Below are 22,686 nucleotides of genomic sequence, written 5' to 3'. Positions count from 1 at the left end.
CGCACCCCCTCGGTCTCGTCGCCGACCGGAGTCCGCACACACCCATGACCACGCTCCCGCCGATGAGGCTGCGCCTCATGCTCGCCTCACTGCTCACCGTCGCCTTCCTCGGAGCCCTGGACCACACGGTGGTCGCCACCTCCCTGGCCACGATCGCCGGCGAACTCGGCGCACTGCCGCAGATGGGCCTGGTGGTCGTCTCCTACACCCTGGCGAGCACGGTCGCCACACCCGTGGTCGGCAGGCTCGGCGACCTCATGGACCCGCGCCGGGTCTACCTGGTCGGCGTGGTGGTCTTCGTCGCCGCCTCACTGGCGTGCGGTTTCGCCCAGAGCATGGGCACGCTCGTGGCCGCCCGCACCGTCCAGGGCATCGGTGCCGCCGGGATCCAACTGACCGCACAGACCCTGGTCGCCGCGGTGGCCGCCCCCCGCCTGCGCCCCCGCTACCTCAGCATCGTCGGCGCCGCCTTCCCGATCGCGATCGTCGTCGGCCCCGTGCTGGGCGGGATCATCACCGACACGCTGGGGTGGCGCTGGGTCTTCTGGATCAACGTCCCCCTCGGCGCGGCCGCGCTCCTGGCGGCGGCGGTCGCGGTCCCGAGACTGCGCCCCTCCGCGCGGGGACGCCTGGACCTGCTCGGCGCCGCGGCCTTCGCGGCGGCCGCGGTCCCCCTCGTCCTGGCCGTCTCCTGGGTGGGCGAGGACGGCGGTGCCTCCCCCCGGGTGGCCGCGGCGGCGGCCTTCGCGGCGGCCGGCTCCGTCGCGTTCCTGGCGTCCCAGGCCCGCGCGGCGCAGCCGCTCCTCCCCCCGCGCTTCCTGCGCGACCGCACGCTGGCCTGCTGCCTGGTGCTGTCCGCCTCCATCGGCGTCGGGCTGCTCTCCGTGGTGTCGTACATACCCACCTACGTCCAGATGGTGTTCCAGACGACCGTGACCGTCTCCGGCCTCGTGCCGATCGCCACCGTCCTCGGCATGCTCGCCGCGTCCCTGACCACCGGCTGGCTCGCCGGCCGCAGCGGCCGGTACCGGGCCGTCACCGCCGCAGGACCGGTCGCGGCCGCCGTCGGACTGCTCGGTGTCGCCTACGTCCCGGTCGGCGCACCGCTGTGGGTGCCGATGGCGCTCATGGCACTGGTCGGGGTCGGTGCCGGCGCCTACATGAACCTCGTCGTGGCGGTCGTGCAGTCCTCGGTCCACCCGGCTGAGACGGGAGCGGCCACCTCCGCCGTCAACCTCGTCCGCCAACTCGGGGTCTCCGTCACCGCGGCGGTGGTGGGCACCGCGGTCGGGTCGGGGGCCGCAGCCGCGCTGCCCGCTGGCGTGGACGCCGGGGGCCTGACCCCCGACGCGCTCCGCGCACTGGCGCCGGCGGCGCGGGCAGGGGTCGCTGACGCCTACGCGTCCGCTTTCTCACCGGTCTTCCTCTGTCTGGCCCTCGTCTTCGTCCTGGCCACCGCCGCCGCGGCGCTCATGCCCGCCGGACGCCTCCCGGACGAGGAGCGAGGCCGCGGCGAGGCCCCGGCGCCGCTGGGCGGGGACCCGCCCGAACCACCCACGACAGGAGTCCGACCATGAGTCAGCCCACCCGTATCGTCGTCGTCGGCAGCGGCCCCATCGGTGCCGCCTACGCGCGTCTGCTCCTCGAAGGGCTGCCCCGGGCCCGCGTCCTCATGGTGGAGGCCGGGCCGAGACTCACCGAGCGCCCCGGGGTCAACGTCCGCAACATCGCCGACCCCGACGAACGGGCGCGCGCACGGGAGAGGTCGCAGGGGCCGGGGGCGGCCGGGTTCCGCTCCGAACTGGGCATCCCCGAGGACACGGTCGTGGAGGGCACCTTCACCGCCCGCCAGGGAACCCACCTCATCGACTACGGCGGACGCGGTTCCGGGCACGCCGAGGAGTTCCCCGCGGCCGCGGTGTCCACCAACGTCGGCGGCCAGGGGGCGCACTGGACCTGCGCCGTGCCCCGCCCCGGGTTCAGCGAGCGGATCGGCTGCGTCCCCGACGGCGAATGGGACGATCTGGTCGCCACCGCCGAGGGGCTCCTGCACGCCACGGCGACGGCGTTCGCCGACTCGCCGGTCAGCTCCGCGATCCGTGCCCTGCTGACCGAGGAGTTCGCGGGTTCCCTGCCCGAGGGGTACGGGCCGGGCGTCCTGCCGGTGGCAGGCGACGAGAACCCCGACGGGACCATGACGTGGGCGGGGACCGACTTCGTGTTCGGTCCGCTCATCGAACCGGGCTCGCCCGAGTCCGCGCGCTTCACCCTGCTCGACCTGACGCTGGCGCGCGGACTCGTGCACCGGGACGGGACCGTGACCGGCGTGCGCGTGGAGGACCTGCGGACCGGGGAGACCCGTGTGGAGGACGCCGACCTCGTCGTCGTCGCCGCGGACGCCCTGCGCTCGCCCCAACTGCTGTGGGCCTCGGGGATCCGGCCGCGCGCCCTGGGCCACTACCTCACCGAGCACCCGGTCATCGTCTCCACGATCGCCCTCGACGGGGACAGGGTGGGCCGCTTCGCCACCGAGGAGGACCTGGAACGGGAGCTGGCGCGCCGCGCGGTGAACCCCAGCGATCCGGTGTCGGCGGTCAACCGCATCCCCTTCTCCGAGCCCGGCCACCCCTTCGCCGCCCAGGTGATGTACTCCGAGTCCGCTCCGATGCCCCTGGGGGCGGACCACCCGCACGCGAACAACCGCTGGGGCTACGTCAACATGGGCTACGGCCTGCGCAAGCGGCCCCGTTTCGAGGACGCGGTCCTCTTCGACGACACCGAGCCGGACTACCGGGGCCTGCCGAACACGACGATCCGCTACGGCCTGGGCGAGGCGGAGGAGCGCGAGGTCGAGGAGGCCACCGCCCTGCTGCGGCGGGCCGGCGGGGCGCTCGGCACGTTCGTGGCCGAGCCGAGGCTGATGCCCGCCGGGTCGAGCCTGCACTACCAGGGGACCATGCGCATGGGCGGGAGCGACGACGGCACGAGCGTCACCGACCCGTGGTCGAGGGTGTGGGGCTTCACCAACCTGGTGGTCGGCGGCAACGGCCTCATCCCGACCGCCACGGCGGTGAACCCGACCCTGACCAGTGTGGCGATCGCCGTGCGCGGGGCCCGCAGGATCATCGCGGACCTGGCCTGACGCCCCGGCTCCGGCCCCGGCCCGACCGCTTCCCCGGTCGGACCGGGGCCGTTCGCGTGCCTGTCCGCGCACACCGCGGCCGCCCAGAGCGAACGGGGCGGGCGGGGCGCCGGCCGAGCACACGGCACAGGAAAGAGGGGCCGCCCGGTGGCACACACCGGGCGGCCCCTCGGCCGGGCTCGGTCAGCGGGTGGAGAAGGCGGCGTCGAAGGCGGCGTCGGAGGGCTCGTAGCGCGACAGGTCGCGGACGAACCGCAGCGCTTCGGGCGCGCCCACGAGCCGGTCCATGCCGGCGTCCTCCCACTCGACGGAGAGCGGGCCGTCGTAGCCGATGGCGTTGAGCATGCGGAAGGAGTCCTCCCACGGCACGTCACCGTGGCCGGTGGAGATGAAGTCCCAGCCGCGCCGGGGGTCGGCCCAGGCCAGGTGCGAGGACAGGCGGCCGTTGCGGCCGTTGTGCAGGCGCTTCTTGGTGTCCTTGCAGTGCACGTGGTAGATGCGCTCGCGGAAGTCCCACAGGAACGAGACGGGGTCCAGGTCCTGCCAGACCATGTGGCTGGGGTCCCAGTTGAGGCCGAACGCCTCCCGGTGGCCGATCGCCTCCAGGGTGCGCTGCGTCGTCCAGTAGTCGTAGGCGATCTCGCTGGGGTGCACCTCGTGGGCGAAGCGCACACCGACCTCGTCGAAGACGTCGAGGATGGGGTTCCACCGGTCCGCGAAGTCCGTGTAACCCGCCTCGACCAGGTCGGCCGAGACCGGTGGGAACATGGCGACGTACTTCCAGATGGAGGAGCCGGTGAACCCGGTGACCGTCTTCACGCCCATCCGTGCTGCCAGGCGGGCGGTGTTCTTCAGCTCCTCGGCGGCGCGGAGGCGCACGCCCTCGGGCTCGCCGTCGCCCCACACCCGGTCGGGGAGGATGCCGCGGTGGCGCTGGTCGATGGGGTCGTCGCAGACCGCCTGGCCCTTGAGGTGGTTGGCGATGGTCCACACGGACAGCCCGTGCTCGTGCAGGAGGTCGAGCCTGCCCTGGACGTAGGCGTCGTCGTCCCAGCGCCAGGGGTCGAGGTGGTCGCCCCAGCAGGCGATCTCCAGGCCGTCGTAGCCCCACTCCCCCGCGAGGCGGACGACCTCCTCGAAGGGCAGGTCCGCCCACTGGCCGGTGAACAGGGTGATCGGTCGTGCCACAGTCGTCTTCCTTGTCGTCGTGGTCGGATCCGGCTACAGGGCTACACGTCGGCCCAGGCCGCGTCCTGGGCGGCGCTGCGCTCGACGGCGTCCAAGACGCGCTGTACATGCAGTCCGTCGGTGAAGGAGGGGTGCGGGGGCTCCCCCGAGGCGACGCCCTCCACCAGGTCCTTCACCTGGTGGGAGAAGCCGTGCTCGTAGCCGAGCATGTGCCCCGGCGGCCACCACCCCGCGAGGTAGGGGTGCCCGGGCTCGGTCACCAGCACGCGGGTGAAGCCCTGCCGCTCCTCGGGGGCGGTGCGGTCGTAGACCCGCAGGGTGTTGAGGTCCTCCAGGTCGAAGGCGAGCGCGCCGCGGTCGCCGGAGACCTCCACGGTCAGGGCGTTCTTGCGTCCCGTGGCGAACCGGGTGGCCTCGAAGGCGGCGAGGGCCCCGGAGTCGAGGCGGCCGGTGAACAGGGCGACGTCGTCGACCGTGACCCGGCCGGTGCGCCTGCCGTCGGGACCGTCCTGCTCCTCCGGGGGCAGGGGGCGCTCCTCGACGATGGTGTCGACCACACCGGTGGTGCGCCGCACCCGCTGGCCGGTGATGAACTGCACCATGTCGATCGCGTGGGCGCCGATGTCGCCCAGCGCGCCCGAGCCGGCGTGCTCCTTGCGCAGGCGCCAGGCCAGCGGAGCCCCGGGGTCGACGAGCCAGTCCTGCCGGTAGCAGGCGCGCACCTGCTGCACGCGCCCGATCTCCCCGCGCGCCACCAGGTCGCGGGCGAGGGTGGCGGCGGGCACCCGGCGGTAGGTGAACCCCACCATCGACAGCACGCCGTCGGCGGCGGCGCGCTCGGCGGCGGCGGCCATGCGCTCGGCCTCGGCCACGGTGTTGGCGAGCGGCTTCTCGCAGAGGACGTGCTTGCCGGCCTCCAGGGCGGCGACGGCGATCTCGGCGTGCGAGTCGCCGGGGGTGACGATGTCGACGACGTCGACATCGTCGCGGCCCACGGCCTCGCGCCAGTCGGTGGCCGACCCGGCCCAGCCCCAGCGCTGCGCGGCGTCGGCCGCGGCGTCCGCCCTACGGCCGACGACCACCGACATCTCGACGGCGGCGGGCAGGTCGAAGACCCGCGGCGCGGTGCGCCAGCCCTGCGAGTGCGCCGCGCCCATGAAGCCGCACCCGATCATGGCGATCCTGAGCGGTCTCATACCGGCGCCACCTCCTTGCGCACCGTGACGCGGTTGCCGACGTAGCGGCCCGGGGCGATCTGCATGTAGAGCAGCCGCAGGTCGAGGACGACCTCCACGGTGATGCTCTCACCGGGCTCGGGCCGGGGGTCGAGGGCCGCGACGACGTCGGCCCGGTCCTGGAGGAACCAGAGGGTGTCCCAGCGCTCGGGCAGTTCCTCGATCCGGTGGTCGCGGCCCTGGAGGCGGAAGGTCAGCTCCTCGCGCGGGACCTCCCTGCCGTTGACCGTTACGGCGACGTCGCGAACCGCGGAGAGCCACAGGCTGCGGTACCAGGGGATCTGGATGGAGACCGCGATGCCGCGGTCGTGGAGGCGGACGTCCGACTCCTGGAAGAGGGTGTTGTGGGTCGCCATGGCGGTGTCCTCACGTACGTGGCGGTGGTGCCGGATGGGTCAGAGGTCGGCGGCGGCGCCCTCGACGGCGCGGCGCATGAGATCGTGCTGTGCCGCGACGAGGGAGACCGGGTCCGACTCCCCGAGGTCGGAGAAGGCGTGGCCCTCCCACTCGCTGGACAGGTAGCCGCTGAACCCGCCCTCGACGAACTGGCGGACGATGCGGGGGATGTCCATCGCGGGCTCACTGCCCTCGTCGTCGATGTCCCAGAACTTGGCGTGGACGTGGAAGATCTGCGGCATGATGTCGAGCCACTCCTCGGGCGGCACCAGGCCATGCATGTTGAACGCCAGCCGGGAGAACGGGCCGAGGTCGGCGGGGTCGACGCCCTCCGAGCGCAGGTAGTCCTCGAAGGCCTCGTTGCGCTCGTGCATCGGCAGGGGCTCGCGCCAGAAGTCCTCCATGGCGGCGAGGTGCCGCTCCTCCAGCCCCATCGTGCGCAGGGTGCGCAGGAGTGTCGGGGACAGGCTGTGCATCGTCGAACTGAAGTCGGCGGTGAACCCGAGCCGTTCGGAGCCCAGCCGCTCGTACATCTCGCGGATCGCGACGACCTTGGGGTCGTTGGGCCCGGAGGGGGCGTGGATCTCGTACCCCAGGTACTGGTCGTAGCGCTCGGCGAGCGGCAGCAGGCGGCGGAGCAGCTCCTGGTCGGCCGACCGGATGACCACGCGGCGGCAGCCGAGGCGGTGCGCGGTGCGCAGTTGGACGGAGAGGAACTCGAACTCCTCGTCCGGGGTCATGTCGCGGTCGTGGCGGCGCCCCATGTCCAGGTTGGTGCCCATGGCGATGGGTTCCAGGCCCAGGCGGTCGAGTGTGGAGTGCCACATGCGCACGAAGTCGTCGTCGACGTCGGGGTAGGTGCGCAGCATCTGGGCACCGTTGAACTCCACACCGGGCCCCAGGCCCCGGTCGGCGACCTCCTGGAGGAGGCTCTCGAAGGAGTAGTGTCCGGCGGCCCACTCGGCGGTGAGCGAGTAGAGGGTGAGGCCGAGGTCGATGCCGGTTCCGGCGATCCCGGAGGCGGTCATGGTCGCTCCTTGCTGTTCAGCGGCGGACGGGGGCGGAGAGGTGGCGGGACAGGGCTGCCCCCGCCTCGGCGGCGTCGGTCAGCATGCGCGATCCGGCGGCCTCGGCGGCCGCGCGCTGGAGGGCCTGCTCGCCGCGGACGATCGTGAAGGGGTCCTCCCAGTGGTTCCAGTGCCAGCCCTCGTACTCGCTGGAGACGGCACCCGAGTAGCCGTTGGCGACCAGTTGGGCGATGAGGTCGCGCACGGGCACCGAGGGCTCCTCCCCGGCGGCGTCGATACCGAAGAACTTGGCGTGCACGTGGCGGATCCACGGCATGATCTCGTTCCAGGTCTCGACGGGCGCGGGACCGAAGAGGCCGGTGCCGTTGATGGCGAAGTCCACGCCCAGCTCGGGCCGCCCGTGTTCTGCGGCCAGGCCGATGAAGGCGCCGAAGCGCTCGCCGTGCGCGGCCTCGGTGGGCGGCGGGCCCTGTGCGCGGAAGCGGTGCCACAGGTCCTGGACGGCCGTGAGGAGTTCCTCTCCCACGCCGCGGCGCCGGTAGGCCTCGATGAGGGAGGGCGCGAAGCCGCTCACGGTCGATCCCCAGTCGGCGGTGAAGCCGAGCAGGGGCGAGCCGAGCCGCTCGTAGCGGTCCCGCAACCGCAGGATGTGCTCGTTGGTGGCGTAGTGGTGGGCGTGCACCTCCAGGGCGAGGGTGACGCCGTAGCGCTCGGCGACGGGCAGCAGCCGTTCCATGGAGTCGGGGGTGAGGGAGATCTGCACTCGGGCGATGGGGAAGCCCAGGCGGGCGGCGGCCTCGATCTGCAGACGCATGTACTCCACGAGTTCGTCGTCGGTCATGAGCCGGTCCCGGCGCAGGCCGACGTCGGTGTTGATCGCCAGCGACGTGGGGACCAGCCCGCTCTCCGCGACGAGGTCGCGGAACCAGCCGGTGTAGGCGTCGTCCAGGTGGGGGAAGCCGCGCAGGCTGGAGAAGCCGATGACCTCCAGGCCCGGGCCGAAGCCGTCGCGGCCCACACGGCGGACGAGCCCTTCGAGGTCGTACTCGCGGCCGTGGAAGGCCCGGGTGAAGCTGTAGAGGGTGACGCCCTGGGCCGGTGTTCCGAGCTCGGTCACTGCTTCGCCTCCATGGTCTTGGTGTCGCGTTCCTCGATGCGCAGCACGCCGTGGTCGGTGACGATGTAGGGGATGTAGAGCTTCAGCTCGACCGTCACCTCGTGTTCGGCCCCGGGGACGACCGGGAGGTCCCCGGACAGGACCGCCGAGTCGAGCGGGAACCACCACTCGTCCGTCCTGTCCACGAGCTCGGGCAGGGCGTAGGTGCGCCCGTTCATCTCCCAGCGCACGGAGTCGGCGGGCGCCGGGACGCCGTCGACCGTGAGGACGGCGTCGTCGATACACGAGCCGGGCAGGGCGCGGTACCAGGGGATCCGGACCTCGACGGAGGCGCGTGCGCCGTCGGTCGAGAGCGTGCCCGCCTCGATGATGCGGTCGGGGATCATCGCTGACCTTCCTTCGGGGTGCGCACGGCGGCCGCGCGCACCCTCTCCACTGTCTTCTTCATTATTTCAGCAATCTTATGTCTGAATAAGACTAAAGTCGATGCCTGCGGAGAAGCGGATCACGTCGCGCGCCCCGCGGATCGCCAGCGCCACCGAGGTCAGCGTGGGGTTGCAGGCCGTGGACGTGGGGATGACCCCGTTGCCCGCCACGTAGAGGCCCTCCCGCCCCCACACCCGCGAGTGCGGATCGCAGACCGAGGTGCCGTCGTCGTGCCCGCCGAGCCGCACGGTGCCCTGGTAGTGCAGGGACGAGCCCAGCGGCAGCAGGAACGGCTCGTCACCGATCGGGTCGCCCAGGGCCTCGGCCGCACGCCGCACCTCCTCCCCTGCCCGGGCGATGGTCTCGCGGTCGCGCCCCGTCAGGCGGTAGCGCACACGCATCGCCGGCATCCCGTAGGGGTCCCGTTCCCCGTCGAGGAACTCGACGCGGTCCTCCGAGCTCAGGTCCTTGGCGCAGAACCACCCCAGGCCCACGATCGACCCGGGGACGGGGTCGTCCGTCCCGGCCAGCGGGATCGGAGAGGCGTCCATCTGCATGACCTGTCCGTGGAAGGGCGCGGCGTCGGTGTAGGGCACCCACGACACACCGCTCTGCTCCTCCAGAGCGCCCGCACGGGCCCCGGCCCGGGCGGCGTCGGGATGCTCGGCCGCACCCCTCAGCCGAGCGGCGAAGACCACCTGGGCCTGGTCGTTGAGGTAGCGGCCCAGGGCACGCGGGCGCACGCCCGAGGCCCACAGCAACTGCGGGGTACGCAGGCTGTCGGCGGCCACCACGACCGCGGGGGCCGCGATCCGGTGGAGGCTCCCGTCCCGGCGGTCCTCCACCTCCACACCCGCCGTCCGCGTCCCCTCCGTCACGACGCGCCGCACGAGGGCCTCGTCGAACAGGCGGACACCCCTCCGCAGGGCGTTGCCGAGGACGGCGTCGGCGCCCGACCAGACCAGCGATCCGTCACCGCGGCGGCGGACCGCCAGCGGCATGGGGCCCACCCGCCGGTCCGGGCTCCGCCCGGCGTCGAACGCCCCGGACAGACAGCGCCGCACCTCGTCGGAGAACGGGGCGCCCGCGAAGGCGTCCGTAGTGACCCCGAGCAGCCGCTCGGCCTCGGCCAGCAGCCCGTCGAACCCGTCGACGGCGCCGATCCGCTCACCCTCCCCCGGCCGGGGGCACGCCCCCGTCCAGTGCGCGCCCATACCGCCGACGTTGCTGGACAGTGCGGCCACGGGCAGCCCGTCCTCGCCCTCCACCCGCGCTCCCCCCGGCAGAAGCCATGTCCCGGGGCGGGCCCTGCGCATCCCGGCACGCACCTGGCCCGGGTCGTCGACCGTCTCGCCCCCGGGCAGCGGCCCCTCCGAACGGCGCTGGGAACGGGCGCGCTCGGAGGGGTCGGCGATGTTCTTGACGTGGGAGCCCGGCGGGTCGGAGACCGTGGGCCCCGCTTCGAGGAGGGCGACCCGCAGCCCGGGGGCCTCCTCGCTGAGAACGCGCGCGTACGCCGCACCGGTAGGCCCGCTGCCGACGATGACGGCGTCGACGCGGTCGGGAAAACGTCCGCTCACCTGTGCTCCTCCCCTCGGACCGCCGCCGCGACGGCGGTGATGGCACGGACCGACGCGGCCGAGTCCGTGGTCGGGTAGTACTCCAGGCCGATCGGCCCGTCATAGCCGGTCGCCCGGAGCCGCCCGAGTCGCTCGGCCCAGTCGATCCCCCCGCTGCCGGGCTCCCCGCGTCCCGGTGCGTCGGCGATCTGGACATAGCGGATGAGGTCGCCGGCCGCGCCGAGTTCGGCGGCCACGTCCTCTCCCTCGGTGACCGAGTGGTAGAGGTCGTAGAGGATCCCGAAGTCGGGGGAGCCGACCCCGCGGGCGACGTAGGCGGCGTCGGCGGTGCGGTCCAGGAGCGCGCCGGGGTGGTCCACCCGCGTGTTGACCGCCTCCAGGACGAGCGTGACGCCCGCCCCGGCCACGCGCTCCACGGCCCGGCCGAAGATCTCGACGAGCTCGTCGAGCTGGTCCTGGCGCTTGCGGCCGCCGAACCCGGTTCCGCTGCCCACCACGATCCGCGGGCAGCCCAGCTCCCGGGCGATCCCCACACCCTCCTCCAAACCGGCGAAGAATGGCGCGTGGTCGCGCGGGGGGATCATGAACTGCGTCCGCGGCTCGGCCAGTTGGGCGGTCAGCACGACACCGGTCTCCTCCAGGGCCGCTTTGAGGGCCGGCACGTCCTTGGGGCGCGCCGGCGCGTCCTTGCCGGTGGGGCCCCACATCTCCACGGCCGTGAACCCGGCGGCCGCGGCGGCGCGCACGCGGTCGGCGTAGTCGTCGCCCGCTTCGGTGAAGAGCAGCTCGATATTGGGTGCGAGCGTGTACATCGTCCGTCCTTGCTTGAGGCACCGCGCGGTGCGCGGTGGCGGATGGTGCGGCGGCGTGGGCGGTCCCCGCCCGCGCGCACGGCAGCGGCGCGCGGGCGGCGCGGCCGACGCGGTACCGACGGCGGTCAGCCCTTGAGACCGCCGGAGAAGCCCTGCATGAACCGCTTCTGCGCCACGAGGTAGAAGCCGAGGATGGGGATCATCGAGATGATGACCACGGCGAAGATCTGGTTCCACTGCGAGACGAGCGAACCGACGTAGTAGTACATCGCCACGGGCAGTGTCTGGGTCTCGGAGCCGCCGAGGAAGATCAGCGCCGAGAAGAAGTCGTTCCAGACGATCAGCCCGGTGAGGATGGCGACGGTGCCCGTGGCGGGCGCCATCAGGGGGAACACCACGCGGAAGAAGATCTGCGCGCGCGAGGCCCCGTCGATGGTGGCCGCCTCCTCGTACTCCGTGCCCAGCCCCCGGAAGAACCCCGAGTAGAGGAAGATCGCCAGCGGCAGGAGCATGCCGGTGTAGAGCACGATCATGCCCCAGAGCGAGCCCGTCAGCCCCAGTGCCCGGGCTCCGATGTAGAGCGGGACGGTGCCCAACTGTGTGGGGAGCACGATCGCGACGAGGAACAGCAGGTAGGCACCGCGGCTCCACCGGCTCGTGCGGCGGGCGATCACGTACCCGGTGACCGAGCCCAGCAGTACCATCCCCAGGATGCTGCCGCCGGTCAGGATGACACTGTTGAGCAGGCCGAGCAGGACGTTGGACTGCCCCTGCTGGCCGAGCACCTCGACGAAGCTGCTCAGGTCCGGCGACGAGGGGAGCGCGATCGGGTCGGTGCTGAACACCTCCTGGTCAGACTTGAGCGCGGTCGTGACCAGGAAGTAGAAGGGGAGCAGGAAGACGAGGGCCACGATCCAGGTGAGCACTTCCCGCAGTGCGGTCGCCTTGGTGTAGCGGAACATGTCAGCTCTCCTTCGAGCGGTCGCGCGTCACGTACTGCTGGAGCAGCGCGCTGGCGAGGATGACGGCCGTCAGCAGCAGGGCGAGCGCGGCGCCGTAGCCGAACTGACCCAGGGAGAAGGCCTCCTTGTAGACCTCCGTCGCGAGGTTCTCCGTGGCCCCGGCCGGCCCGCCCGCGGTGAGGGCCATGATCTGGTCGAAGATGCGCAGCCCGTTCACCAGTCCGAGGGTGGTGGCGATGGCGATCGCGGGCCGGATCGAGGGGACCGTCACGGCGAGGAAGCGCTGCCAGTGCGAGGCGCCGTCGATGGCCGCGGCCTCCTCGATCTCGACGGGGACCGAGGCCAGTCCAGCCAGGTAGATCACCATGGCGATCCCCGTCTGCTGCCACACGATCACCCCGAGCACAGCCCAGATGGCCAGTTGGGGGTCGGCCAGCCACGCCCGCTGCATCTCCTCCAGGCCGACCGCCGCGAGCGCCTGGTTGAGCGGCCCGTTGTAGTCGAAGACGAACTTCCACACGTAGGCGACCGCGAGTGGGCTCAGCACGACCGGCATGAAGAACAGGACCCGCAGCGTGTACCGGGTGCGCAGCCCCCGGTTGAGCGCGAGGGCGAGCGCGAGCCCGAAGACGTTGGTGAGGAGCACCGAGCCGAAGGCCAGGAACAGGGTGTTGCCCAGCGCCCTGAGCTTCTGCGGGTCCTGGAAGATCTCCCGGAAGTTCTCCAGGCCGATCCACTCGAAGGACCCGATCCCCGACCAGTCGGTGAACGCGAAGAACCCGCCGACGGAGGTCGCCCCGTAGTGGATTCCCAGCACCAGGAGTACCCCGGGCAGGATCCACCACCCGCGCCCGTAGCCGATCAGGGAGCGGCCCCGCGGCGGGGCGGAGCGTCCCCCCGAGGGCCGGGGGCGTCGAGCGCGCCGCTGCTCGGCCGCGCTCGGTCTCTGCGTCGTCACTGTCATGGATTCCTCCGACATCGGTGCACCTGTGTCCGGACCGGGCCGGTCACTTCTCCCAGGCGTCGTCCATCGCGGCCAGCACGTCGTCGACCGTGTTCTGACCCGTGAGCAGGCCCTGGACGCCCGTCGAGAGCTCGTCGTAGACGGACTGGTTGGGCCAGGAGGCGTTGGGCAGGGCCGTGTAGGACCCGCTCTGGACCAGGTCGGCGACGGGCTCGTAGGCCGTGCCGGACAGGTCGAGGCCGTCCACGCCGGTGACGGGCAGGACACCGGAGAGGTCGGCGAAGAGCTGCGCCTGCTCGGGCTCGGCCGCCCAGTCGAGGAAGTCCTGGGCCGCCTGCTTGCGCTCGGAGGAGGCGTTGAGCGAGAGCGAGTAGTTGGAGCTGGCGAGAACGAACGGGTCGCCGCCGTCGGCGGGCGGGAACGCCTCGATGACGAACTCCTGGTCGGGTGCGGCGCTCTGGAGTTCGGAGGCCGTGCCTCCGGGGACGAACGCCCCGAGGGAGGTGCCCTGGACCAGGCCGTTGGTGATGGCGTCGAAGCCGCCGCCCTCGGCACCGGGCTGGAAGCAGCCCGAGTCGTTCAGTTCTACGACGGTCTCCAGTGCGTCCTTCCAGCCGGCGCTGTCGGCGAAGGTGACCTCGCCGTCGGCGCGCTGCTGGTTCCAGTCCGGGGCGTCGGCGTAGACGCGCGTGGCGGCGACGGACATGGCGGTCATGCCGGTGTTGGGCGGCGCGGCGCCGGCCAGGGCGATGACGGAGGCGCCGTCGTCGGTGAGCGTCCCGCACAGGTCGAGCAGGTCCGAGGTCTGCTCGGGGAACGTGCCGACCTCCAGCGCGTCGGCTGCGGTGGCGTTGTAGACGAAGCCGGTGACCGTGAGGTCGACGGGCTGGCCGTAGAGGACGTCCTCGTAGTAGAAGAGGGCCTCGCTGCCGGAGGCGACCAGGTCGGCGGCGACGCCGTCGAGCGGTTCGAGGAACCCGGCCTCGGCCAGGGGCAGGATGCCCCGGGACTGCCCGCTGCCCGGGGAGGTCTGGACGATGTCGGGGGCGTTGCCCGCCTGGAGCTGGGTGCGCAGCGTCTCGCCGTAGCGGTCGTTGGGCTGGGGGGCCAGCTCGATGGTGACGTCGGGGTTCTCCTCCATGTAGGCCTCGGCGAGGAGCTCGTAGGGGGAGTCGAGGTTGTTGGAGGTGGCGTAGGTGAGCGAGAAACCGTTCTCCGTGTCGCCGCCGCCGTCACCGCCGCCGGAGCAGGCGGCGGTGAGCAGCAGAGCCCCGACCGCCGGGAGGGCGAGGACCCGGCCGTGGTAGGGGAGGAACCGTCCGTGCTGTGTCATATCGGACCTCTCTGACGTGGTCGTTCGCGCCTCTCCGGGGGATCCGGCGCGGGAAGTATGGTCAGTATCACAGAGATATGTCATAAAAGCACATAAGTTATGTCTATGTAAGACATAAGTAGCGTTCCGGCTACAGTTCCGACTCCAGGCGGCGCAGCAGCGCGTGATGGCGGCGCACCTGCTCGATCGACCGCCAGGGCGAGCGATCGCCCTCGTACGCGCTGGACAGGTAGCCGCTGTAGCCGATGTCGGCGAGCGCGCGCAGGACCGGCTCCCAGGGGATGTTCCGGTCCGTTAGGTCCTCGTCGATGTCGTGGAACTTCGCCTGCACGAAGACCACGTGCTCGGCGACCAGGGCCAGGTCGGCCGGGTCGGTGGCGATGCCGTCCAGGAAGGCCGGACGGCTCTCCCTGGTCTCCCCCTCGCGCAGGGGGATCGGCCGGTCCTGGAAGATCCCGGTGTCGATCAGCAAGCCGAAGTGCTCGGTACCGGTGCGCTCGATGAAGGCCACGTAGTCCTCCACCACCCGGTGCCGGATGGGGGTCGGGGCGTGGATCTCCGGGCAGATGACGATGCCCAGGTCCTGGGCCGTCTCCAGGCAGCGCTCGACGACGCCCTCCCAGATCGGGTCCGGGACGAGGTCGGAGGAGACCACGCCGATCTTGGGCCGGACGAAGCCGAACCCGAGCCGCGCCGCCAGCCGCAGATCGCGCCCCAGGAGGACCGCCCCCTCCTCGACGGTCATGGACCGCCCCGGACGCAGACGCGTGTCGATCCAGGAGCCGTAGTTGGTCGGTTCGAGGCCGTGGCGCTCGATCCCGGCGAACCAGGCGTCGATCCACTCGGCCGACGGCTCGGGGTAGCCGGGGACGTGCCCCTCGCCGAGGATCTCGACGCCGGTCGCACCGACGTCGGCGATCGAGGCCAGGGCCGCGTCCAAATCCAGTACCGTGCCGTAGTCGTGCATGTGGCTGTACAGCGAGACGCCGTACCGGAAGCGCCCGTCGCCGGAGGTCTCGGGGGACAGGGTCAGGCGCTTGGCCGAGCGCACGACCGTGGGCTGGTGTTCGAGGGGGATGTAGGACATGCGCAGCCGGATCTCGACCGCGAGTTCGTGGGTGCCCGGGGCCAAGCCGCCGGGGCAGGGCACGGTGACCACCGCCGCTTCCTCCAGCGGCCAGCGCACGCCCTCGGAGGCCCACAGTTGTTCGAGCGTGTAGGTCCGCCCGCCCAGGGTCCAGGTCGGTACGTGGGCGGGCACGGGCTCGGCGCCGTCGACCGCGACGCTGATGCCGTCGATGAGCGAGGCGCTCATGCCCCGGTAGGAAGGAATGCGTACCCGGAACCGGTACCCGGTGGCCTCGCCGTCCGAGACGACGTTGCGGAAGCCGACTGACTGGATGAGGTCTCTTTCGAGCAAGGGGATCCCTCCACGAGAACACCGGCCGCCCGCCGCGAGGCATCGCGGCGGGCGGCCGGTTCGGGTGTGACGGCCCCGAGAGTACGGTGATATACAGCTCAATGGGCTATTTCACCCATTAAACATACTGATGCCCTTTATCAAGGTCGCTGCTACGCCCCTGGAGCATCAGTGACACGGATGGCGTGACCCAGGCCATCATCCCAAGTGATAGATTCACCCAAGCACGCCTTCCACCAGCAAGGATCACTCCGCGTTGCCCGACGACCCACCGCTCTCGCGCCTGGACCTCAACCTGCTCGTCGCGCTGGACGCCCTACTGAGGGAACGCAGCGTCACCCGCGCAGCCGAACGGCTCCACCTGAGCCAACCCGCGCTCAGCGCCTCGCTCGCACGCCTGCGCAAGCACTTCGACGACCCGATCCTGACCCGGCGCGGCAACTCCTACGAACTCACTCCGCTCGCCCTGCGCCTCATCGAGCGCACGGCCACCGCGCTGGACGCCACCCGCCGCGTGTTCGAGAGCCAGGCCCTGTGGGACCCCCGGCAGTCGACACGCGAGTTCCTCGTCTACGGCTCCGACCACGCCTTCGCCACCATCGCCCACCGGGTCAGCCGCCTGGCGCGCACCAAGGCCCCCGGGGTGCGGTTCCGCTTCCAACTGCACACCCCCGCGGTCGTCGAGGACGCCGAGAACCGGCTGCGCTCGGCCGACGCCATGGTCCTCCCCCACGGGTTCCTCACCGACCTCCCGTTCGCGGACCTGTGGCGGGACCGGTGGGTCGTCCTGGCCGACGAGAACAACACGGCCGTGGGCGAGAGCGTCACGATGGACGACGTCGCCGAGCTGCCCTGGGTGCTCAGCTACCAGTCGCGGTCGGCCTTCACCTCGGCCGGACGCCAGATGCGGGAACTGGGCGTCGAACCGCGTGTGGAGGCCGTCGTCGAGAGCTTCCTGACGCTCCCGTACTTCGTCCTGGGCACCGACCGCCTCGCGATCGTCCAGGCCGGGCTGGCGCCGGTGATCCGCCGCATCGGCGGCATCCGCGTCCTGGAGCCGCCCTTCGACGCCACTCCCGTACTGAACGCCCTGTGGTGGCACCCCGTCCACACCCGCGACCCCGAACACGAGTGGATGCTCGGCGTCTTCGCCGAGGCCGCCGCCGAACTGGCCGGCGACCAGGAGGGGCACGGTTAGGGGCCGCGTCCCGCGCGGGCGGCACGCCCCCGGAACGGCGTAGGGGCCCTGCCGATGGCAGGACCCCTACGGACCCGGTTCCTCTGTCGGGACGGCGGGATTTGAACCCACGACCCCTTGACCCCCAGTCAAGTGCGCTGCCAAACTGCGCTACGTCCCGTGCTGCGGCACGCCCGGCGCTCCGTCAACGGGTGAAACCCTACCGCACTTCCCGGGCCGCTCGCACCACGGCAGCGGTCCGCACGCGGCCCTCAGCCGCCCTCCAGGCCGCGCAGGTACCGGTCGGCGAGGTCGATCTCGTCCTCAGCGAACACCGCGATCCCGTGCCCGGCCAGCAGGTGCGCGGTAACCCCCTCCCCCGGGACCTTGGCGCCGGTGAAGGTGCCGTCGTAGACCTCGCGGGAGCCGCACGAGGGACTGCCCTGCTTGAGCAGCGCCACCGCCACACCGCGTTCGCGCGCGGTGGCCAGGGCGGAGCGGGCCCCGGCGACGAAGCAGGCGGTGACGTCGTCCCCGTCGGGGGTCAGGATCCGTGCGCGACCCGCGAGGACGTCCCCGGCGCGCGCGCCGGGTTCGATCTCGGCGGGCGGGCGCGGCACGGGCAGCCCCCCGGCGACCTCCGGGCAGTGCGGGACGAGGCGCCCCTCCTCCCGCCACACCCGGAGGACGTCGTCGGAGACGGTCTTGGCGCGGCCGTCATAGCGGACCCTGCGCCCCACCAGGCACGAACTGACCAGCACCCTGCGCACGGCTCTCCTCCCCGCTCGCCCCGATTCTCGCACCCCGCGGCCCGGGCCGCCCTCAAGGGCGGCCCGGGAACCGGGGTCAGCGGCGGGCGCGCGGCTTGCGGTCCGGGCGCTGACTGCCCTTGGAGGCACGGCCCGGCGCGCCGTTCCTCTTCTCACGGATGCGCATACTGATGTGCACCGGCGACCCCTGGAAGCCGAAGTCCTCCCGCAGGCGCCGCTCGATGAAGCGGCGGTAGTTCTCCTCCAGGAACCCGGTGGTGAACAGGATGAAGTGCGGCGGGCGCGCACCGGCCTGGGTGGCGAACAGGATCTTGGGCTGCTTGCCGCCGCGCACCGGCGGCGGTGTGGCCGCCACCAGCTCCTTGAGCCAGTTGTTGAGCTGCCCCGTCGGGATGCGCTGCTCCCAGCCGCCCAGCGCGGTCTCGATCGCCGGGACGAGCCGCTCCACGTGGCGCCCGGTCTTGGCGGAGATGTTCACCCGCGGCGCCCAGGAGACCCGGGACAACTGGCGGTCGATCTCCTTCTCCAGGTAGATCCGGCGCTCGTCGTCGAGCACGTCCCACTTGTTGAAGGCCAGCACCAGGCCGCGCCCGGCCTCCACGACCTGTTCCACGACCCGGATGTCCTGCTCGGCGAGCGGCTCACTGACATCCACCAGGACCACCGCCACCTCGGCCCGCTCCAGCGCGGTGCCGGTGCGCATGGTCGCGTAGTAGTCGGCCCCCTGGAGCGCGCGGTACCGGCGGCGGATACCGGCCGTGTCGATGAACTTCCAGGTCTGCCCGCCGAGCTCGATGAGCTCGTCGACCGCGTCGCGCGTGGTGCCCGCCACCGAGTCCACGACCACCCTGTCCTCGTCGGCCAGGCGGTTGAGCAGGCTGGACTTGCCCACGTTGGGCCGACCCAGCAGAGCGATCCGACGCGGGCCGCCCTCCTCGTCCCCTCCGGCGTCGCCCTCGGAGCGGTCGGGGAAGGCCGCCACGACGGCGTCCAGCAGGTCGCCGGTGCCGCGCCCGTGCAGGGCGCTGATGGGGTAGGGCTCACCCATCCCCAGGTTCCACAGGGCCAGCGCGTCGGCCTCCTGCATCTCGCCGTCGACCTTGTTGGCCGCCAGCACCACCGGCCGCCTGGTGCCGCGCAGGACCCGGGTGACGGCCGCGTCGGCGTCGGCGATGCCCACTGTCGCGTCCACCACGAACAGGATGACGTCGGCGGTCTGCGCCGCGTACTCCGCCTGCCGGGCGACCATGGCGGCCAGGCCGCTCACACTCGTCTCCCAGCCGCCGGTGTCGACCAGGGTGAACTTGTCGCCCTGCCACTCGGCGTCGTAGGCGACGCGGTCGCGGGTCACGCCCGGCACGTCCTCCACCACGGCCTCACGGCGGCCGAGAATACGGTTGACGAGGCTGGACTTGCCCACGTTGGGGCGGCCGACCACGGCCACCACGGGCAGGGGCCCGGAAGCCCCGCCCCCGGTGTCCTCGTAGCCGACGTCGGAAACGTCGAATTCGCTCATGTGCTCACACTCCCGGTACTAGGCCCCCACGCGCCCAGGATGCGTGCCGTGGGGATGTGTCGGTCCGCCCCCTTAGCCGGTGTCGGCCCGGGGCGGTTCCGGTGCCGTCGGCACCCTCGGGGCCGCGGGCACCGCCCGCGACCGCTGTCCGCCCGGCGGCCGAGCCGCCGGGGCTACTGGCCGCGCGTCTCGTCGGCCAGCTTGACCACCAGGGCCACGACCTCGTCCAGGGTGAGCCCCGTGGTGTCGAGTTCGGTGGCCTCGTCGGTGCGTGTCAGGGGCGAGTGCACCCGGCTGGAGTCCAGCTTGTCCCGCCGTGCCAGGTCGGCTTGGGTGGCGGCGACGTCGCTGACGCGGACCTCCTTGCTGCGCCGCTGTGCCCGCGCCTCGGCGCTGGCGGTCATGTACAGCTTGACCGGCGCGTCCGGGGCGACCACCGTGGTGATGTCGCGGCCCTCCACGACGATACCGGCGCTGTGCGCCCGCGCGTCGGCGATGATCCGCCGCTGCACATCCACCAGCAGCTCACGCACCTCGGGGACCGCGGACACGGCCGAGACGTGGGTGGTGACCTCCTGGCCGCGGATCGCGGCGGCCACGTCGCGGCCGTCCACGGCCACGGCGGGCGCCGACGGGTCGGTGCCCATCTCGATCACCGGGCGGTCGACCGCGGCCGCCACGGCGGCGGCGTCGCCGGTGTCCACCCCGTGCTCCAGCATCCACCAGGTCAGCGCCCGGTACATGGCTCCGGTGTCGAGGTAGCGCAGCTCACGCGCCTTGGCCACACCCTTGGCCGTGCTGGACTTGCCCGACCCAGAGGGTCCGTCGATCGCGATGACGACGCCCTCGGTGCCACCCTGCGCACTCACTGCCTTGGACCCCCGACTGTTCGCTTCCACCAACGAACCAGGGTACCCGGGCGCCGATGTGCTCGGCCCCGCCGATCACCCCTCGGGGTGGTGCACCGACCAGCCCTGCCCCGCCAGCGCCTCGGAGAGCGTCTCCACGGCCGAGGGCAGCACGGACAACTGGGCGATGCCCAGGGGCAGTCCCGGCGTGTGCTCGATCCGCACGTCCTCGATGTTGACCCCGGCGTCGGCGGCCGAGGCGAACAGGCGGCCCAGGGCGCCCGGCTCGTCCGGGATCACCACGGGCACGACGGTGTAGTCGGGGCGCCGCACCACGCCGTGCTTGCCCGGCAGGCGTCCCTGGCCGTTCCGCCCCCGGACCAGCAGGTCGCGCACCGGAGCCGAGGCGAGGGCGGCGATCCCGCCCCGGTCCAGCGAACCCAGGGCCCGCGCGGTGGCCGCCAGGTCGTCGGAGATCGCGGCGAGGACCTCGGCGACCGGCGCGGCGTTGTGCGTGAGGATCTCCATCCACATGGCCGGATCCCCCGCGGCCACCCGGGTGACGTCGCGCACGCCCTGGCCCGCCAGGGCGAGGGCGGTGTCGTCCCCGTCGACCAGGCGGGCGGCCACGGCCGAGGCGGCGACGTGCGGCGCGTGGGAGATCAGCGCGACGGCGCGGTCATGGGCCGCCGCGTCCACGACGCGCGGCGTCGCCCCGCACATCCGGGCGAGTTCGGCGACGGCCGCGACCGTCTCGGTGTCGGCCTTGCCGGTGGGGCACAGCGCCCAGGAACGCCCCAGGAACAGGTCGGCGCGGGCCGCCCCGGGGCCGTGCTTCTCCCGGCCCGCCATGGGGTGTCCCGGGACGAAGGTGGCCGTGTCGCAGCCCAGCCGTTCGGCCTCGGCGAGCACGCTGGCCTTGACGCTGGCGGCATCGGTGTACACGTGTGCCAGGCCGCGGTCCTGGGCCCGGCGCAGGACCCCGGGGATGGCGGCGGGGGGAGCGGCGACCACCGCGACGTCGGCGGGCCGGCCCTCGCCTTCCTCCGGCAGGGGCCGACCGGCGCCCAGGTCACAGGCGAGGCGCAGGGAGTCGGCGTCGGGGTCGGACAGGGCGACGTCCACGTCGCGGGCGCGCAGGGCCAAGGCGATGGAGGTTCCGATGAGCCCGGTACCGATCACGGTGACACGGCGCACCGCCGGCCCCCGCACCGAGGCCCTGTCCCTGTCCACGCCCTCGCCCACGGTTCTCCCTGTCCCCTTGTGTCCCACGACTATCTCAGCGTACGCCCGCCGCCCCTACTGCGCGATGTCCAGGCGCAGGGCCTGGGCGCCCCGCAGGTACACGTGCTGAACCTCCGCACGCGACAGGCCGGTCTCCACGTGGGCCATGAGCCTGACCACGCGGGGCAGGGCGTGCGGAACGGCGATCTCGGTGGCGCACATCAGAGGGACGTCGGCGAACCCGATCCGGCGCGCGGCCAGCGCGGGGAACTCGCATGTCAGATCCGGGGTGGAGGTGAACAGGACGCTGATGACGTCGTCGGGCTCCAGCCCGTTGCGCCGCATCACCTCGGAGACCAATTCCGCCGTGGCCTCCAGCACCTGCTCGCGTTCGTCCGCGTCGACCTGCACCGCACCGCGGATGGCCCGTACCGTCACGTTGGTTCCCGTCTCGTCGTCGATCCGCGCCGTCCCGGGAAAGAGGGGACGGCGGCCCCGGCCCGCCGCGTGGGCGGAGGCCGGAGACCGCCGTCAACTGTATCCACAGGACGCGCCGGTCAGAGCCCGGCGGCCTCGTAGAGCTCGCTGACCTCACGCGAGGTCAGCGTCCGCATCGTGCCCAGTTTGAGGGCATTCAGGTCGATCGGCCCGACCTGGGTTCGCGCAAGATCGGAGACGGGGTGGCCGACGGCCTCCATCAGGCGGCGCACGATGTGCTTGCGCCCCTCGTGCAGGCGGATCTCCACCATCGCCTTGGGAGCGTCGTTGTCGACGACTCGGAAGGAGTCGACCTCGACCGGGCCGTCGTCCAGCTCGACGCCCTTGCGGATCTCGCGCGCCACGCCGTGGGGCACCGGTCCCGGCACCTTGGCGACGTAGGTCTTGACGACCTTGTAGCGCGGGTGGGTGAGCCGGTTGGCCAGGTCGCCGTCGTTGGTCAGCAGGATGAGGCCCTCGGTCTCGGTGTCCAGCCTGCCCACGTGGAAGATGCGCTCCTCGGTCTGGCCGGTGTAGTCGGCCAGGGTCGGGCGGCCCTCGGGGTCCCACATGGTGCTGACGACCCCGCGCGGCTTGTTGAGCGCGAAGTACAGCTTGTCGGGGGCCGTGACCACGCGCATGCCGTCGACACGGATCTCGGAGGTCTCCGGGTCCACCCGAGCGCCGAAGCGGCGCACGGTCTGCCCGTCCACGCTCACCCGTCCGGCGGCGATCATCTCCTCGCTGGCGCGCCGACTGGCGACTCCGGCCGCGGCCAGGGCCTTCTGGAGGCGGATCCCGCCGGGCACGTCGGTGTAGGAGTCGCGGTCCTCGCCGGTGTGGCGGTCCTCGTCCCGGGGGTCGTAGTCGGCGCGCAGGGCGTTGAGCCGCTCGCGCGCCGCCTTCGACAGCTGGGACTCACTGCGGATGCCCTGCGCCGGGCCCCGGCGCTCCTGAGCCGGTCCGCGCCGCTCGGCCGGGCGGGAGCGCCGGTCGTCGCGGCCACGGTCCCGGTCGTCCCGGGCGGAGGAGCGGCGGTCGTCCCTACGGCCTCCGCGCCGGTCGTCCCGG

At 72.4% G+C, this 22,686-nt stretch carries 21 protein-coding genes and 1 tRNA gene; 3 read left to right on the top strand and 19 right to left on the bottom strand.

What is annotated here, in order from left to right:
* The first annotated feature begins 44 nt into the window (after positions 1-44).
* Positions 45-1,577 (top strand): MFS transporter, encoded by a 1,533-nt coding sequence (locus ACFHWE_RS11750; protein WP_416601091.1) that lies wholly within the window; start codon positions 45-47, stop codon positions 1,575-1,577.
* Positions 1,574-3,142, top strand: coding sequence for a GMC oxidoreductase (locus ACFHWE_RS11745; RefSeq protein WP_416601089.1), 1,569 nt, complete (start codon positions 1,574-1,576; stop codon positions 3,140-3,142). The genes ACFHWE_RS11750 and ACFHWE_RS11745 overlap by 4 nt, the downstream gene beginning before the upstream one ends.
* 183 nt (positions 3,143-3,325) lie before the next feature.
* On the opposite strand, the gene ACFHWE_RS11740 is transcribed toward ACFHWE_RS11745, so the two are convergent.
* The 12 genes from ACFHWE_RS11740 to ACFHWE_RS11685 all read right to left on the bottom strand — a co-directional run bounded on the left by ACFHWE_RS11740 (position 3,326) and on the right by ACFHWE_RS11685 (position 15,603).
* Entirely contained in the window at positions 3,326-4,330 is a 1,005-nt protein-coding gene (locus ACFHWE_RS11740; protein WP_416601086.1) for a sugar phosphate isomerase/epimerase family protein, read from the bottom strand.
* A 41-nt stretch (positions 4,331-4,371) separates the two neighbouring features.
* On the bottom strand, positions 4,372-5,526 hold the full coding sequence (locus ACFHWE_RS11735; protein ID WP_416601083.1) for a Gfo/Idh/MocA family protein: 1,155 nt from the start codon (positions 5,524-5,526) through the stop codon (positions 4,372-4,374).
* Entirely contained in the window at positions 5,523-5,921 is a 399-nt protein-coding gene (locus tag ACFHWE_RS11730; RefSeq protein WP_416601080.1) for a C-glycoside deglycosidase beta subunit domain-containing protein, read from the bottom strand. Before ACFHWE_RS11730 ends, ACFHWE_RS11735 begins: the two co-directional genes overlap by 4 nt.
* Positions 5,922-5,960: 39 nt before the next feature.
* Positions 5,961-6,989, bottom strand: coding sequence for a sugar phosphate isomerase/epimerase family protein (locus tag ACFHWE_RS11725; RefSeq protein WP_416601078.1), 1,029 nt, complete (start codon positions 6,987-6,989; stop codon positions 5,961-5,963).
* Positions 6,990-7,005: 16 nt separating this feature from the next.
* A complete protein-coding gene (locus tag ACFHWE_RS11720; protein WP_416601075.1) occupies positions 7,006-8,106 on the bottom strand; it encodes a sugar phosphate isomerase/epimerase family protein in 1,101 nt (366 codons plus the stop codon).
* Complete coding sequence (locus ACFHWE_RS11715) at positions 8,103-8,492, bottom strand: C-glycoside deglycosidase beta subunit domain-containing protein (RefSeq protein ID WP_416601073.1); 390 nt, start codon at positions 8,490-8,492, stop codon at positions 8,103-8,105. The genes ACFHWE_RS11720 and ACFHWE_RS11715 overlap by 4 nt, the downstream gene beginning before the upstream one ends.
* A 75-nt stretch (positions 8,493-8,567) precedes the next feature.
* Positions 8,568-10,112: a GMC oxidoreductase gene (locus tag ACFHWE_RS11710; protein WP_416601071.1), complete on the bottom strand. Its 1,545-nt coding sequence runs from the start codon at positions 10,110-10,112 to the stop codon at positions 8,568-8,570.
* Entirely contained in the window at positions 10,109-10,924 is an 816-nt protein-coding gene (locus ACFHWE_RS11705; RefSeq protein ID WP_416601070.1) for a TIM barrel protein, read from the bottom strand. The genes ACFHWE_RS11710 and ACFHWE_RS11705 overlap by 4 nt, the downstream gene beginning before the upstream one ends.
* Before the next feature lie 125 nt (positions 10,925-11,049).
* Positions 11,050-11,886 carry a carbohydrate ABC transporter permease gene (locus ACFHWE_RS11700; protein ID WP_416601068.1) on the bottom strand — a complete coding sequence of 279 codons (837 nt, stop codon included), beginning with the start codon at positions 11,884-11,886 and terminating at the stop codon, positions 11,050-11,052.
* A 1-nt stretch (position 11,887) separates the two neighbouring features.
* The gene (locus ACFHWE_RS11695; protein ID WP_416601065.1) at positions 11,888-12,850 is read right to left on the bottom strand and encodes a carbohydrate ABC transporter permease; all 963 of its coding nucleotides are present in this window, start codon (positions 12,848-12,850) and stop codon (positions 11,888-11,890) included.
* A gap of 43 nt (positions 12,851-12,893) precedes the next feature.
* Entirely contained in the window at positions 12,894-14,183 is a 1,290-nt protein-coding gene (locus ACFHWE_RS11690; protein ID WP_416601062.1) for an ABC transporter substrate-binding protein, read from the bottom strand.
* A 130-nt stretch (positions 14,184-14,313) separates the two neighbouring features.
* Positions 14,314-15,603, bottom strand: a complete 1,290-nt coding sequence (locus tag ACFHWE_RS11685; protein ID WP_416601059.1) for a C-glycoside deglycosidase beta subunit domain-containing protein — start codon at positions 15,601-15,603, stop codon at positions 14,314-14,316.
* Positions 15,604-15,859: 256 nt separating this feature from the next.
* Here ACFHWE_RS11685 and ACFHWE_RS11680 point away from each other — a divergent pair, with 256 nt between their 5' ends.
* Positions 15,860-16,801 carry a LysR family transcriptional regulator gene (locus ACFHWE_RS11680; RefSeq protein ID WP_416601056.1) on the top strand — a complete coding sequence of 314 codons (942 nt, stop codon included), beginning with the start codon at positions 15,860-15,862 and terminating at the stop codon, positions 16,799-16,801.
* An 86-nt stretch (positions 16,802-16,887) separates the two neighbouring features.
* On the opposite strand, the gene ACFHWE_RS11675 is transcribed toward ACFHWE_RS11680, so the two are convergent.
* The 7 genes from ACFHWE_RS11675 to ACFHWE_RS11645 all read right to left on the bottom strand — a co-directional run.
* Positions 16,888-16,961, bottom strand: a tRNA-Pro gene (locus tag ACFHWE_RS11675).
* A 91-nt stretch (positions 16,962-17,052) separates the two neighbouring features.
* Entirely contained in the window at positions 17,053-17,550 is a 498-nt protein-coding gene (locus ACFHWE_RS11670; protein ID WP_416601053.1) for a DUF523 domain-containing protein, read from the bottom strand.
* A 76-nt stretch (positions 17,551-17,626) separates the two neighbouring features.
* Complete coding sequence (gene der / locus ACFHWE_RS11665; RefSeq protein WP_416601050.1) at positions 17,627-19,066, bottom strand: ribosome biogenesis GTPase Der; 1,440 nt, start codon at positions 19,064-19,066, stop codon at positions 17,627-17,629.
* 173 nt (positions 19,067-19,239) lie between these two features.
* Positions 19,240-19,935, bottom strand: a complete 696-nt coding sequence (gene cmk, locus ACFHWE_RS11660; RefSeq protein WP_416601047.1) for a (d)CMP kinase — start codon at positions 19,933-19,935, stop codon at positions 19,240-19,242.
* A gap of 75 nt (positions 19,936-20,010) precedes the next feature.
* A complete protein-coding gene (locus ACFHWE_RS11655) occupies positions 20,011-21,147 on the bottom strand; it encodes a prephenate dehydrogenase (protein ID WP_416601044.1) in 1,137 nt (378 codons plus the stop codon).
* A gap of 66 nt (positions 21,148-21,213) precedes the next feature.
* A complete protein-coding gene (gene aroH, locus ACFHWE_RS11650) occupies positions 21,214-21,576 on the bottom strand; it encodes a chorismate mutase (RefSeq protein WP_416601041.1) in 363 nt (120 codons plus the stop codon).
* A gap of 119 nt (positions 21,577-21,695) precedes the next feature.
* A partial coding sequence (locus tag ACFHWE_RS11645) for a pseudouridine synthase (protein ID WP_416601040.1) occupies positions 21,696-22,686 on the bottom strand: 991 nt, incomplete at its 5' end.

The sequence above is a fragment of the Nocardiopsis sp. LOL_012 genome (assembly GCF_048060475.1).
Classification (GTDB): domain Bacteria; phylum Actinomycetota; class Actinomycetes; order Streptosporangiales; family Streptosporangiaceae; genus Nocardiopsis.
The sequence above is the reverse complement of the archived record's forward strand: the minus strand, read 5'-3'. Positions and strand labels throughout refer to the sequence as shown.